Raw genomic sequence first — 12,799 nt, forward strand, 5'->3', positions numbered from 1 at the left:
TGATTTTTCACTGAACAGTCTGATAGACGGTCGAAAAAATGCCCGTATCGCAAGATACGGGCATTTTTTATGCGTTCTATTCAGGGGGGCCCAACGGCCTGAACTTCAAACCGCGGCGAAAAACGGCAGTGCAAGGTACAACTTGATCACGATGACATTAATGATGTCGATGAAGAAAGCGCCCACCATAGGCACCACCAGGAACGCTATCTGCGAAGGCCCGTAGCGCTGCGTTACCGCTTGCATGTTAGCGATGGCCGTTGGCGTGGCACCCAGTCCAAAACCGCAGTGCCCTGCCGCCAGTACAGCCGCATCGTAGTTACTGCCCATCATCCTGAACGTCACAAAAATCGCGAACAGTGCCATGACCAGCGTTTGCGCAGCCAGGATGATGAAGATCGGCAAAGCCAGTGCAGCCAGATCCCACAGTTTGAGTGACATCAGAGCGATCGCCAGAAACAGCGACAAGCTGACATTCCCCAGCACTGAGACTTCACGCTCAAACACCTGATACACGCCAAGCGCCGAAAGCCCGTTCCGTAAAAGCACGCCCACGAACAACACGCAAACAAACGTTGGCAACTCAAATGCGGTCCCCTGAAGCCACCCATTCAGGAGTGAGCCCGCCAGCAGGCTGACAGCGATCAAAGCCAATGTCTCGACTAGCGAAAACGACGTGATCGAGCGCTCTTTGTTCGGTTGTTCAAAGCCCTTGGGCAACCGTGGCTTTTCCTGCTCGCAGCCGGGTGTCTGGACACGACTGATGAGCAGGCGGGCAACAGGCCCACCGATCAAACCGCCCAGCACCAGGCCAAACGTCGCAGAGGCCATGGCCAGTTCAGAGGCAGACGCCAGACCGAACTTCTCGCTGAACGTCGCCCCCCACGCAGCACCTGTACCGTGGCCGCCTGCCAAGGTAATCGAGCCTGTCAGCAAGCCCATCAAGGGGTCGAGCCCCAGCACCGTTGCAAGCCCGATACCCATCGCATTCTGGATTACCAGAAGTCCGACAACCGCCAGCAAAAAGATCCCCACGACGCGCCCGCCCTTCTTCAGGCTGGCGAAGTCTGCACTCAAGCCGACGGTGGCAAAAAACGCCAACATCAAGGGAGTTTGCAGCGAGGTATCAAATCGGATTTCGAAATCGAGGGTTCTCAAAGCCAGAAGACCCAAGGCAACCACCAGGCCGCCTGCTACAGGTTCCGGGATATTATAAGTACGTAAAAAGCCGACACGTGAGACAAGAGCGCGTCCCAGCAAAAGTACTAAAGAGGCGGCGACAAGCGTTCCATAAAAATCGAGCTGAAGCATTTGGGATATTCTTGCTTTTACATTCAGGGGCGAACTTTTTACCTGGACACGCCTCTTGAACAGGTTGATCCATCTCAACACTGACTAGTATTGGATTCAGAGACCGTCAATGGTCCGAATATATCGAAATATTTCTTTATAAATATTACTTGCGGCAACTTTATCAATCGCCAAGTCTCATTGCCAAGCATACAAGCCGTACTGAGCCTTGCAGTTTGTGACTAAACGTGTAAGGAGTTTTATTTGCACGAATGAACTTCATTTGAATAGCGAGCGACCAAGTACGCAACATAAGAGATTAATCTGATTGCAAAAATACAAATGCCCCGACATGTCGGGGCATTTGTATTGAACTGCGCTTAAAACAGCACCAGCGTCCTGGCTTACTTGATCAACCGCCAGGTGAACGGATACCGATAAGGCTGCCCTTCATTGGCCTTCACCCCGGCAATGATCGTCAGCACCAGCGCACCGATCGCGATCAGGCCAAACAGGAAGAACCCGATAATCACCACCATCAGCAAGAAGCAAATGGCCGAGGCAATGGCGACGGAGATCTGAAAGTTCAGCGCTTCCTTGCCCTGGGCATCGATGAACGGGTCCATCTCGCGTTTCATCTGCCAGAGAATCAGCGGGCCGATGATCGTGCCAAACGGAATCCAGATCCCCAGCAAGGCGGACAAGTGGCAAAACATGGCCCACTGACGCACCTCTTGGTTCGGCGTGGGCAGTGGCAGTTGCTCGTCACTCATGGTGTCCTCCTTGCCTGGAGCAGTCCGGTCAGTCGGCCAATGCGGCCTTTTGCAGTTCGAAGATCTCGTTCATGCCTTTCTTCGCCAGCTCGAGCATGGCGTTCAACTCTTCAGGCTGGAACGGCGCGCCTTCGGCAGTGCCCTGGACTTCAATGAAACCACCAGCGCTGGTCATCACCACGTTCAGGTCCGTCTCGGCGGCCGAGTCTTCCAGGTAGTCGAGGTCAAGCACAGGCTCACCCTTGTACATGCCCACGGAAACCGCAGCGATCATCTGCTTGACCGGGTCACCCCCCTTCAGACCGCCACGCTTCTTGATGACTTTCAAGGCATCGATCAGCGCAACCATGGAGCCGGTGATCGAAGCCGTGCGGGTGCCGCCATCGGCCTGGATCACATCGCAGTCGACGTACAGGGTGACGTCGCCCAGCTTGGACATGTCCAGCGCAGCGCGCAGGGAGCGACCGATCAGACGCTGGATTTCCAGGGTGCGACCGCCTTGCTTGCCACGGCTGGCTTCACGCTGGTTACGCTCGCCGGTAGCGCGCGGCAGCATGCCGTACTCGGCGGTCAGCCAACCCTGGCCCTGGCCTTTCAGGAAACGCGGTACGCCCGGCTCAACGCTGACGGTGCAGATGACCTTGGTATCACCGAACTCGACCAGCACAGAACCCTCGGCGTGTTTGGTGTAGTTGCGGGTGATGCGGATCGAGCGGAGCTGATCGGCAGCGCGACCACTTGGACGTATCATAGGGAGTACCTGTACTGGGGACGGAAAACTGCGGAGCATTATAGAGCCGACGGCCGCCACTGGGCACTTCTAAAAAATTCCGCCGACGACCGAGGGCTCTGTACCGCGCGTCGGTGCAGGCCTGCCGTTCTTTGTCACACCGTGTGTTTGGGCGCATCCGCGCCACTGCGCTACAATCCTGCGCCTTTGCTGCCAGTCGGCTTTAATTCATTGATATCGGATTCCCGGAACCTCGGTTCGGTGCCGATCTGCCTTGCGAGGTACCGCCATGGTGCACAGCATGACCGCCTTCGCCCGCGTCGAAAACGCCGGCGTCCAGGGCACCCTGAGCTGGGAGCTGCGGTCGGTCAACAGCCGCTACCTGGAACCCCACCTGCGCCTGCCGGAGTCCTTTCGCGACCTCGAGGGCGCTGTTCGTGAAGCCCTGCGCCAGGGTATATCGCGGGGCAAGCTCGAATGCACCCTGCGCTTCACCGAAGAAAACACCGGCAAAGCGCTGCAAATCGATCAGGAGCGTGCCGCGCAACTGGTCGCCGCCGCCGAGACCATCGCCAGCCTGATCAAAAATCCGGCAGCGCTGAACCCGCTGGAAGTCCTGGCCTGGCCCGGCGTACTGGTAGGCGACGCCACCGACCCGCAAGCCTTGAACGCCGAAGCGCTGGCACTGTTCAATCAGGGTCTCAAGGAACTGAAGGCCGGCCGCGAGCGCGAAGGCGCGGAGCTGGCGCGGCTGATCAACGAGCGCCTGAGCTCCATCGAAGAAGACGTGGTGACCTTGCGCGAACTGGTCCCGCAAATGCTCGCCACCCAGCGCCAGAAAGTCCTCGACCGCTTCGCCGACATGAAGGCCGAGATGGATCCGCAGCGCCTGGAGCAGGAAATGGTCATGCTCGCGCAAAAAAGCGACGTCGCCGAAGAACTGGATCGCCTGAGTACTCACATCATCGAAGTTCGCCGGGTGCTCAAATCCGGCGGCGCCGCCGGTCGGCGCCTGGACTTCCTGATGCAAGAACTCAACCGCGAAGCCAATACACTGGGCTCCAAAGCCTTCGACCCGCGCAGCACCCAGGCTGCGGTCAACCTCAAGGTGTTGATCGAGCAGATGCGCGAACAAGTGCAGAATATTGAGTAAGGCTACCCCGACATGACACACAGCACCGGCACCCTGTACATCATTTCCGCCCCTTCGGGCGCGGGCAAGAGCAGTCTGGTCAAGGCCCTGACCGACGCCAATCCGGAGATCCGCGTCTCGGTCTCCCACACCACCCGCGCCATGCGCCCCGGTGAAGTGAATGGCGTGAACTATCACTTCGTCGACCGCAGCGAGTTCGTGAAGATGATCGAACACGGGGATTTTCTTGAGCGCGCCGAAGTGTTCGGCAATCTCTACGGCACGTCGCAAAGCCACCTGCAGCAGACACTGGACGAAGGCCACGACCTGATTCTGGAAATCGACTGGCAAGGTGCCGAGCAAGTGCGCAAGCTGATGCCTCAGGCCCGCTCGATCTTCATTCTGCCGCCGTCATTGCAGGCCCTGCACCAGCGCCTGACCAATCGCGGCCAGGACAGTGACGAAGTCATTGACGGCCGGATGCGCGAAGCCGTCAGCGAAATGAGCCACTACGTCGACTACGACTACCTGATCATCAACGACGATTTCGCCCACGCGCTGCACGATCTGAAGGCGATTTTCCGCGCCAATCAGCTGATTCAAAAGCGTCAGCAGCAGCGTCACGGCAAATTGCTGGCTGAATTGCTCGGTTAATCAACTCTTCCCAAAACCGCTGCAAGGGCTTTACATTGGCACTTGCAGCGCGTTGTGGGGCTTGGTCAAAAAATCAGCGCTTCCCTAATCGCTGGTGATTTTTTAAACTGTTGAGTCCGCTCGCCCATCCGGGCAGCGCGCATATTGCATTTGCTACGAGGAAGACCATGGCCCGCGTAACCGTTGAAGACTGCCTAGAACACGTGGATAACCGCTTTGAGCTGGTCATGCTCTCTGCCAAGCGTGCCCGTCAACTGGCCACCGGGGGCAAAGAGCCGAAAGTAGCATGGGAAAACGACAAGCCTACCGTCGTCGCCCTGCGCGAAATCGCTGAAGGCCTGATCGACTACGCAGCTATCGCCGAAGCCGAAATCGTTGAAGATGAACCGCTTTTTGCTGCATTCGAGGACGAGTCCAACGAGGCCGTCTAAGCCTATGCCTGGTCGACGTAGCACGGCGCGGGATAAAAGCTTACGGCAGGAGATATCATGCCGAGCATAGACGCCCTCGCCGATCGCTTATCGACCTACCTCGGCAACGACCAGGTCAACCTGGTCCGCCGAGCGTATTTCTACGCCGAACAAGCCCACGACGGCCAACGCCGCCGTAGCGGCGAGGCGTATGTCACGCACCCACTCGCGGTTGCGAATATTCTTGCCGACATGCACATGGACCATCAGAGCCTGATGGCTGCAATGCTGCATGACGTGATCGAAGACACCGGTATCGCCAAGGAAGCGCTGCAAGCGCAGTTCGGCGAAACCGTGGCCGAACTGGTCGACGGGGTCAGCAAACTGACCCAGATGAACTTCGAGACCAAGGCCGAGGCACAAGCCGAAAACTTCCAGAAAATGGCCATGGCCATGGCCCGCGACATTCGCGTGATCCTGGTCAAGCTGGCCGACCGCCTGCACAACATGCGCACCCTGGAAGTGTTGTCCGGCGAAAAACGCCGACGCATCGCCAAGGAAACCCTGGAAATTTATGCGCCCATCGCCAACCGGCTGGGCATGCACGCCATCCGCATAGAATTCGAAGACCTCGGCTTCAAGGCCATGCACCCGATGCGTTCCGCGCGGATCTACCAGGCGGTCAAACGCGCCCGGGGCAACCGCAAGGAAATCGTCAACAAGATTGAAGAGTCCTTGAGCCACTGCCTGGCCATCGATGGCATCCAGGGCGAGGTCAGCGGCCGGCAGAAACACCTCTACGGCATCTACAAGAAAATGCGCGGCAAGCGTCGGGCCTTCAACGAGATCATGGACGTCTACGCGTTCCGGATCATCGTCGACAAGGTCGATACCTGCTACCGCGTGCTGGGCGCTGTACATAATTTGTACAAGCCACTGCCGGGACGCTTCAAGGATTACATCGCGATCCCCAAGGCCAACGGCTATCAGTCGCTGCACACCACGCTGTTCGGCATGCACGGTGTTCCGATCGAGATCCAGATCCGCACCCGTGAAATGGAAGAGATGGCCAACAACGGCATCGCCGCCCATTGGCTGTACAAGTCCAGCGGTGACGAGCAGCCGAAAGGCACTCACGCCCGCGCCCGCCAGTGGGTCAAAGGCGTGCTGGAAATGCAGCAACGCGCCGGCAACTCACTGGAATTCATCGAAAGTGTGAAGATCGACCTGTTCCCGGACGAGGTCTACGTGTTCACGCCCAAAGGCCGGATCATGGAGCTGCCCAAGGGCTCTACGGCGGTCGACTTCGCTTACGCGGTACACACCGACGTCGGCAACAGCTGCATCGCCTGCCGGATCAATCGTCGACTCGCGCCGCTGTCCGAACCGCTGCAAAGCGGCTCCACGGTCGAGATCGTCAGCGCTCCCGGCGCGCGGCCGAACCCGGCCTGGCTCAACTTCGTGGTCACCGGCAAGGCGCGCACGCACATCCGCCACGCACTGAAGCTGCAACGCCGCTCCGAATCCATCAGCCTCGGCGAACGCCTGCTGAACAAGGTCCTCAACGGTTTCGACAGCGCGCTGGAGAAAATCCCGGCCGAACGCGTCAAGGCCATGCTTATCGAGTACCGTCTCGAACTGATCGAAGATTTGCTCGAAGACATCGGTCTGGGCAATCGCATGGCCTATGTGGTGGCCCGCCGACTGCTGGGCGAAGGCGAACATTTGCCAAGTCCGGAAGGCCCGCTGGCGATTCGCGGCACCGAGGGCCTGGTGCTCAGCTACGCCAAGTGCTGCACGCCGATCCCGGGCGACCCGATTGTCGGTCACCTGTCTGCCGGCAAAGGCATGGTCGTGCACCTGGATAATTGCCGCAACATCAGCGAAATCCGGCACAACCCGGAAAAATGCATCCAGCTCTCGTGGGCCAAGGATGTCACCGGCGAATTCAACGTCGAGCTGCGCGTCGAGCTGGAGCACCAGCGCGGCCTGATCGCCCTGCTGGCCAGCAGCGTCAACGCGGCCGACGGCAATATCGAGAAAATCAGCATGGACGAACGCGATGGTCGCATCAGCGTGGTCCAGTTGGTGGTCAGCGTGCACGACCGCGTGCACCTGGCCCGCGTGATCAAGAAACTGCGCGCCTTGTCCGGGGTGATTCGCATCACCCGCATGCGTGCATAGCTCGCCAACTCATTACAAGGAGTCATACATGACCAAGACTGTTATCACCAGCGACAAGGCCCCGGCCGCCATCGGTACTTACTCCCAGGCGATCAAGGCTGGCAACACCGTTTACATGTCGGGTCAGATTCCCCTGGACCCAAAAACCATGGAACTGGTTGAAGGCTTCGAAGCCCAGACCGTCCAGGTGTTCGAGAACCTCAAGGCCGTGGCTGAAGCCGCTGGCGGTTCGTTCAAGGACATCGTCAAGCTGAACATCTTCCTCACCGACCTGAGCCACTTCGCCAAGGTCAACGAGATCATGGGCAAGTACTTCGACCAGCCTTACCCTGCCCGCGCCGCCATCGGTGTAGCAGCCCTGCCAAAGGGTTCGCAGGTTGAAATGGATGCCATCCTGGTCATCGAGTAATGCGTGCGGCGCAGCCCAAGGCTGCGTCGACTGCTCTGCTGTAAAGAAAGTTTGAAAGGATTCCACCATGCGCAACGCGCTTGCTCTCTCGCTGCTCGCCCTGATCCTGGGCGGATGTGCCAGCAACCCTGCCGACCGTGACATCAGCGGCACCTGGATCAACCAGATGGCGATTGACGCTGCATCCAAAGGTGTCCCCCTGCGCGAAGCGCTCCAGGCCAATGGCCCGAACCTGGAATGGGACATCAACACCAAGGCTGGTCAGGCCCGCTACACCAACGGTTTTGAAAATGTCGACGGCAAGCTGCTGGGTGAAGAGTCCGGCGCCTGGAAAGTCGACTTTTATGGCAGCTCGGCCAGTGAGTTGAAGCGTGACGGCAAGCAACTGAGCCAGTCCGCCAGCGACAATGAGCCTGAGCAAGTCTTCGACCGCGTACAGATCCAGGTACCGGATGGCGCACCGATGGGCGCCAGCTTCGAACGTGCGCTGTATTCAGCCTACATGGGCGGCGGCTGGACAATCGTCAACGGCCCAGGCGAAGGCAACACGGTTCAATTCCAGGCCGATGGCCAGGTGACCGGCCTGCCAGGCAGCGACCGCTATGCGCTGTGCCTGGCCGGCGATTGCGCATCCATGAGCGGCGGCAACGACAACATGTGGCTGCAACAAAATGGCCAGGGCAACGCCTGGATCTTTGCGCGAAAGGGCAAAGAGCTGGAGATTTTCCAGACCGTGAACACGGCGCAGGCTGACGAGATGCCCTCGTTTACGCCGGGCGAGCGCAAGTGGTTGCTGGAAAAGCAATAAATCTCTGAAAAGATCGCAGCCTTCGGCAGCTCCTACAGGTGTAGATGTAACCTTGTAGGAGCTGCCGAAGGCTGCGATCTTTTGCTATTAGCAGCTAACAGCACCCTTCAATGATCGCCGCATACCCCTCGCGAAAACTCGGGTACTTCGGCGTCCAGCCCAAGGCTTTAGCCCGCGCATTACTGCAGCGTTTGCTGCCAGTGCGACGCACGCTGTCGTCATCGGCCCATTCAGTCACACCCAGATACTCACGCAACCAGCCCACCACATCGGCCAGCGCTGCCGGTGCGTCATCGACGCCGATGTAGATATCATCCAGCGCCACACCACGTCGATCCGCCTCAAGCAGGCACGCGATCAACCCCGCGGCATCGTCCGCATGAATCCGGTTGGCATACAACGGTGGTTCGACCGCTACGCGATAACCCCGGCGCACCTGCGTCAGCAGCCATTCACGGCCAGGGCCGTAAATGCCGGTCAAGCGCACGATACTGGCCGGAATGCCGCTTTTAAGGGCAAGTCGCTCGGCTTCGAGCATCACACGTCCGGAATAACCTGCCGCCACGGCTGGCGAAGTTTCGTCGACCCACTCGCCCTCCTGTTGCCCGTAAACACTGCTACTGGAAACAAACAACAGGCGATTGGGCACCTGCCCGTAGTCGTTCAGCCACTCCAGCACATGCTCCAGGCCCTGGACATAGGCAGCACGGTAACCGGCTTCATCGTGATCGGTGGCCGCCGCGCAATACACCAGGTAATCCACGGCGCCAATTGGCCAAGTGGCCGGGCAATCTTTGTTGAACAGGTCACCAGCAACACCGATAACGCCGTTGGGCAGGCGTGAAACGTCGCGTCGCAGACCATGGACCTCCCACCCCGTCGCCAGCAATTGTGTGGCCAGGCGGCTGCCGACATCACCGCAGCCGGCGATCAAAACAGTAGGCGCAGACATCAGAAAACTCCCATCGGAAAGCCACAGACTAGCGCCGGCAATAGACAGGCGGCTAGCAATGCAGGAAAAAAAGAGACGCTATTACTTCTGTTAACAAGAATTAATTGCAATAATGCACCCCACTTTTGTTCTCGGCCTTTCGAGGCCTGGAAGAACATCACCCGTTTTTTCTCTCAGGTCCGGCCAGCATGACACGTAATCAATTCTCCGCTTCGCCAACCAAACGACCTCGCGCCTGGAGCGCGGTGGCCGCCCTGCTCCTCAGCCTGATGCTCGCGCCAGTCGCCGCTTTCGCCGATGCCCAGGCGCCAGCCACACCAGCCGCCACCGCACCTGCTCCGGCCGATCACGCCACACCGGTCGCTGCTCCGGGCGCGACCGATCCGGCCCAGGCCGCACCGGCAGAAACGCTGGGTGAAGACGCCCCTGAAGTCCTCGAAGCCGACAACACTCTGGGCATGGCCCATGACCTGTCGCCGTGGGGCATGTACAAGAACGCCGACATCATCGTAAAAATCGTGATGATCGGCCTGGCCATCGCCTCGATCATCACCTGGACCATCTGGATCGCCAAGGGTCTTGAGCTGATGGGCGCCAAGCGTCGTCTGCGCGGTGAAATCGCCCAACTGAAAAAATCCGCCTCCCTCAAGGAAGCCAGCGCCACTGCGGCGAAGGAAGGCACCCTGGCCAACCTGCTGGTGCACGACGCCCTCGAAGAGATGCGCCTGTCGGTCAACAGCCGCGAGAAGGAAGGCATCAAGGAACGCGTGAGCTTCCGTCTTGAGCGCCTGGTCGCGGCCTGCGGTCGTAATATGAGCAGCGGCACCGGCGTACTCGCCACCATCGGTTCCACTGCCCCGTTTGTCGGCCTGTTCGGCACCGTTTGGGGCATCATGAACAGCTTCATCGGCATTGCCAAGACCCAGACCACCAACCTCGCCGTCGTCGCTCCCGGCATCGCCGAAGCCCTGTTGGCTACCGCGCTGGGCCTGGTTGCAGCGATCCCTGCGGTCGTGATCTACAACGTCTTTGCCCGCTCCATTGCCGGTTACAAGGCTCAGGTGTCCGACGCGTCGGCACAGGTCCTGCTGCTGGTCAGCCGCGACCTCGACCACCAGCCTGAGCGCAGCTCGCAACCGCACATGGTGAAAGTGGGGTAATCGGCCATGGGCCTGCATTTGAAAGAAGGGCCAGACGACGATCTGTCCGAAAACCACGAAATCAACGTCACGCCGTTCATCGACGTGATGCTGGTGCTGTTGATCATCTTCATGGTGGCGGCCCCGCTGGCCACCGTGGACATCAAGGTCGACCTGCCCGCCTCGACCGCCAAGCCGGCGCCGCGGCCAGAGAAACCGGTGTTCCTCAGCGTCAAGGCTGACCAGCGCCTGTTCCTCGGCGAAGACGAGGTGAAAGCCGAAGCACTCGGCGCCACGCTCGACGCCAGGACCCAGGGCAAGAAAGACACGACGATCTTCTTCCAGGCCGACAAAGGCGTGGATTACGGCGACCTGATGAGCGTGATGGACAACCTGCGCTCCGCCGGTTACCTGAAGGTGGGTCTGGTCGGTCTCGAGACGGCAGCCAAGAAATGATCACGACGCGCCATAAGCTGACGCGTTACAGCGGTAGCCTGGCAGTAGTGCTGGGTGTTCACGCGCTGGCCATCGCGCTCGCGCTGAACTGGTCCGGCCGTCCGCCCATCGAATTGCCCCCTCAGGCAATGATGGTCGAACTGGCACCGGTTCCTGCCCCGCCACCGCCTGCTCCGCCGAAGGTCGTCCCCCCGCCGCAGCCACCGGCTCCGGTTGAAGAACTGCCGATACCCAAGCTCGCCGAAGCGCCGAAAGCTGAAATTGCCGTGCCCAAGCCGGTCAAACCCAAGCCGAAGCCTCAGCCGCCCAAGCCGGTAGAGAAGAAACCCGAACCGCCGAAAGAAAAGCCGGCCGAAGAGAAACCGGCCGAAACGCAACAGACTCAAACGCCAACGGAGAAATCCGCCCAGCCTGCGCCCGGCCCTTCGTCAGCTCAACTGACGGCCAAGGCCAGCTGGCAAGGCACCTTGCTGGCGCACCTGCAGAAGTACAAGAAGTACCCTGCAAGTGCCCAGGCGCGGGGCAAGGAAGGCATGAACCGTCTGCGTTTCGTCGTGGATGCCGAAGGCAATGTGTTGTCGTTTGAGCTGGTCGGCGCCTCGGGCACTGCCGATCTGGACCGGGCCACCCTGGAAATGATCCGCCGCGCTCAACCGCTGCCCAAACCACCGTCCGACATGCTGACCAATGGCTCCATCGAAATCGTTGCACCCTTTGTTTACTCGCTGGAAAAACGCCGGCGTTAACAATCAAAAGATCGCAGCCTTCGGCAGCTCCTACACAGGTTGATGTAATCCCTGTAGGAGCTGCCGAAGGCTGCGATCTTTTTTGCCTTTCGCATTGCCCGGTGTCACTCGACACGTACAGTCTGATAACGTGCGTCTATCGATTGCAGCCGGTATGCTTGGCCCGCAACTTCATGGACGCTTGCTATGACTCTTACAGAATTACGCTACATCGTTACCCTCGCCCAAGAGCAGCACTTCGGCCACGCGGCCGAGCGTTGCCACGTCAGCCAGCCGACCCTTTCGGTGGGCGTGAAAAAGCTTGAAGACGAACTCGGTGTGCTGATTTTCGAGCGCAGCAAAAGCGCCGTGCGCCTGACCCCGGTCGGCGAAGGCATCGTCGCCCAGGCGCAGAAAGTGCTGGAACAAGCCCAGGGCATCCGCGAACTGGCCCAGGCCGGCAAGAATCAACTGACCGCCCCTCTGAAAGTCGGCGCGATCTACACCGTCGGGCCTTACCTGTTTCCGCATCTGATTCCGCAACTGCACCGGGTCGCCCCGCAGATGCCGTTGTACATCGAAGAAAATTTCACCCACGTGCTGCGCGACAAACTGCGCAACGGCGAACTCGACGCGATCATCATCGCCCTGCCGTTCAATGAAGCCGACGTGCTGACCCTGCAACTCTACGACGAGCCGTTCTACGTGCTCATGCCAGCGCAGCACCCGTGGACGCAAAAAGATTCCATCGACGCCAGCCTGCTCAACGACAAGAGCTTGCTGCTGCTCGGCGAAGGTCACTGCTTTCGCGATCAGGTACTGGAAGCCTGCCCGACCCTGACCAAAGGCAACGACGGCGCCAAGCACACCACGGTGGAATCCAGCTCCCTGGAAACCATTCGCCACATGGTCGCATCCGGCTTGGGTATTTCGATCTTGCCGTTGTCGGCGGTCGACAGCCATCACTACGCCCCCGGCGTGATCGAAGTGCGCCCGTTGTCGGCACCCGTACCCTTCCGCACCGTGGCCATTGCCTGGCGCGCCAGCTTCCCGCGTCCGAAGGCGATTGAAATCCTCGCCGACTCCATTCGCCTATGCTCGGTGGCCAAGCCAGCGGCACAAGTCGCTGCGGGCTAA

Annotated in this window: 14 protein-coding genes; 10 read left to right on the plus strand and 4 right to left on the minus strand. The window is 59.6% G+C overall.

Going from position 1 to position 12,799, the window contains the following annotated elements; genetic code table 11:
* Window positions 1-105 precede the first annotated feature (105 nt).
* The 3 genes from gltS to rph form a co-directional block, all read right to left on the minus strand.
* Window positions 106-1,311, minus strand: coding sequence for a sodium/glutamate symporter (gene gltS / locus AC1DKH_RS05855; protein WP_477797699.1), 1,206 nt, complete (start codon window positions 1,309-1,311; stop codon window positions 106-108).
* A 383-nt stretch (window positions 1,312-1,694) separates the two neighbouring features.
* The gene (locus AC1DKH_RS05860) at window positions 1,695-2,063 is read right to left on the minus strand and encodes a DUF4870 domain-containing protein (RefSeq protein WP_477763041.1); all 369 of its coding nucleotides are present in this window, start codon (window positions 2,061-2,063) and stop codon (window positions 1,695-1,697) included.
* Between the two features lie 28 nt (window positions 2,064-2,091).
* Window positions 2,092-2,814, minus strand: a complete 723-nt coding sequence (gene rph / locus AC1DKH_RS05865) for a ribonuclease PH (RefSeq protein WP_007989575.1) — start codon at window positions 2,812-2,814, stop codon at window positions 2,092-2,094.
* Between the two features lie 268 nt (window positions 2,815-3,082).
* Here rph and AC1DKH_RS05870 point away from each other — a divergent pair, with 268 nt between their 5' ends.
* The 6 genes from AC1DKH_RS05870 (at window position 3,083) to AC1DKH_RS05895 (ending at window position 8,390) form a co-directional block, all read left to right on the plus strand.
* Window positions 3,083-3,946: a YicC/YloC family endoribonuclease gene (locus tag AC1DKH_RS05870; protein ID WP_477797700.1), complete on the plus strand. Its 864-nt coding sequence runs from the start codon at window positions 3,083-3,085 to the stop codon at window positions 3,944-3,946.
* Between the two features lie 12 nt (window positions 3,947-3,958).
* Entirely contained in the window at window positions 3,959-4,579 is a 621-nt protein-coding gene (gene gmk, locus AC1DKH_RS05875) for a guanylate kinase (RefSeq protein WP_046038947.1), read from the plus strand.
* Window positions 4,580-4,746: 167 nt separating this feature from the next.
* Complete coding sequence (gene rpoZ / locus AC1DKH_RS05880; RefSeq protein ID WP_477797701.1) at window positions 4,747-5,010, plus strand: DNA-directed RNA polymerase subunit omega; 264 nt, start codon at window positions 4,747-4,749, stop codon at window positions 5,008-5,010.
* A 57-nt stretch (window positions 5,011-5,067) separates the two neighbouring features.
* Window positions 5,068-7,173: a bifunctional GTP diphosphokinase/guanosine-3',5'-bis pyrophosphate 3'-pyrophosphohydrolase gene (gene spoT / locus AC1DKH_RS05885; RefSeq protein WP_477752264.1), complete on the plus strand. Its 2,106-nt coding sequence runs from the start codon at window positions 5,068-5,070 to the stop codon at window positions 7,171-7,173.
* A 28-nt stretch (window positions 7,174-7,201) separates the two neighbouring features.
* Window positions 7,202-7,582, plus strand: a complete 381-nt coding sequence (locus tag AC1DKH_RS05890; protein WP_003229509.1) for a RidA family protein — start codon at window positions 7,202-7,204, stop codon at window positions 7,580-7,582.
* Between the two features lie 67 nt (window positions 7,583-7,649).
* Window positions 7,650-8,390, plus strand: a complete 741-nt coding sequence (locus tag AC1DKH_RS05895) for a hypothetical protein (protein ID WP_477797702.1) — start codon at window positions 7,650-7,652, stop codon at window positions 8,388-8,390.
* Window positions 8,391-8,484: 94 nt separating this feature from the next.
* Here the strand turns inward: AC1DKH_RS05895 and AC1DKH_RS05900 are convergent, their stop codons facing one another.
* Window positions 8,485-9,342 (minus strand): SDR family oxidoreductase, encoded by an 858-nt coding sequence (locus tag AC1DKH_RS05900; RefSeq protein WP_477797703.1) that lies wholly within the window; start codon window positions 9,340-9,342, stop codon window positions 8,485-8,487.
* A 188-nt stretch (window positions 9,343-9,530) separates the two neighbouring features.
* Here AC1DKH_RS05900 and exbB point away from each other — a divergent pair, with 188 nt between their 5' ends.
* The 4 genes from exbB to AC1DKH_RS05920 all read left to right on the plus strand — a co-directional run bounded on the left by exbB (window position 9,531) and on the right by AC1DKH_RS05920 (window position 12,799).
* Window positions 9,531-10,502, plus strand: a complete 972-nt coding sequence (gene exbB, locus AC1DKH_RS05905) for a tonB-system energizer ExbB (RefSeq protein WP_477763046.1) — start codon at window positions 9,531-9,533, stop codon at window positions 10,500-10,502.
* Window positions 10,503-10,508: 6 nt separating this feature from the next.
* A complete protein-coding gene (gene exbD, locus AC1DKH_RS05910; protein ID WP_477797704.1) occupies window positions 10,509-10,937 on the plus strand; it encodes a TonB system transport protein ExbD in 429 nt (142 codons plus the stop codon).
* Entirely contained in the window at window positions 10,934-11,683 is a 750-nt protein-coding gene (locus AC1DKH_RS05915) for an energy transducer TonB family protein (RefSeq protein WP_477797705.1), read from the plus strand. Before exbD ends, AC1DKH_RS05915 begins: the two co-directional genes overlap by 4 nt.
* Window positions 11,684-11,869: 186 nt before the next feature.
* Window positions 11,870-12,799 (plus strand): LysR substrate-binding domain-containing protein, encoded by a 930-nt coding sequence (locus AC1DKH_RS05920; RefSeq protein WP_477763048.1) that lies wholly within the window; start codon window positions 11,870-11,872, stop codon window positions 12,797-12,799.

It is taken from the genome of Pseudomonas sp. 05L36, assembly GCF_056398125.1.

Bases quoted from the DNA above. Each gene is read 5' to 3' on its own strand.
- spoT (WP_477752264.1), top strand. From the start codon at position 5,068: ATGCCGAGCATAGACGCCCTCGCCGATCGCTTATCGACCTACCTCGGC.
- rpoZ (WP_477797701.1), top strand. From the start codon at position 4,747: ATGGCCCGCGTAACCGTTGAAGACTGCCTAGAACACGTGGATAACCGC.
- AC1DKH_RS05860 (WP_477763041.1), bottom strand. From the start codon at position 2,063: ATGAGTGACGAGCAACTGCCACTGCCCACGCCGAACCAAGAGGTGCGT.
- exbD (WP_477797704.1), top strand. From the start codon at position 10,509: ATGGGCCTGCATTTGAAAGAAGGGCCAGACGACGATCTGTCCGAAAAC.
- AC1DKH_RS05920 (WP_477763048.1), top strand. From the start codon at position 11,870: ATGACTCTTACAGAATTACGCTACATCGTTACCCTCGCCCAAGAGCAG.
- AC1DKH_RS05900 (WP_477797703.1), bottom strand. From the start codon at position 9,342: ATGTCTGCGCCTACTGTTTTGATCGCCGGCTGCGGTGATGTCGGCAGC.
- gltS (WP_477797699.1), bottom strand. From the start codon at position 1,311: ATGCTTCAGCTCGATTTTTATGGAACGCTTGTCGCCGCCTCTTTAGTA.
- gmk (WP_046038947.1), top strand. From the start codon at position 3,959: ATGACACACAGCACCGGCACCCTGTACATCATTTCCGCCCCTTCGGGC.
- AC1DKH_RS05890 (WP_003229509.1), top strand. From the start codon at position 7,202: ATGACCAAGACTGTTATCACCAGCGACAAGGCCCCGGCCGCCATCGGT.
- rph (WP_007989575.1), bottom strand. From the start codon at position 2,814: ATGATACGTCCAAGTGGTCGCGCTGCCGATCAGCTCCGCTCGATCCGC.
- AC1DKH_RS05870 (WP_477797700.1), top strand. From the start codon at position 3,083: ATGGTGCACAGCATGACCGCCTTCGCCCGCGTCGAAAACGCCGGCGTC.
- AC1DKH_RS05915 (WP_477797705.1), top strand. From the start codon at position 10,934: ATGATCACGACGCGCCATAAGCTGACGCGTTACAGCGGTAGCCTGGCA.
- exbB (WP_477763046.1), top strand. From the start codon at position 9,531: ATGACACGTAATCAATTCTCCGCTTCGCCAACCAAACGACCTCGCGCC.
- AC1DKH_RS05895 (WP_477797702.1), top strand. From the start codon at position 7,650: ATGCGCAACGCGCTTGCTCTCTCGCTGCTCGCCCTGATCCTGGGCGGA.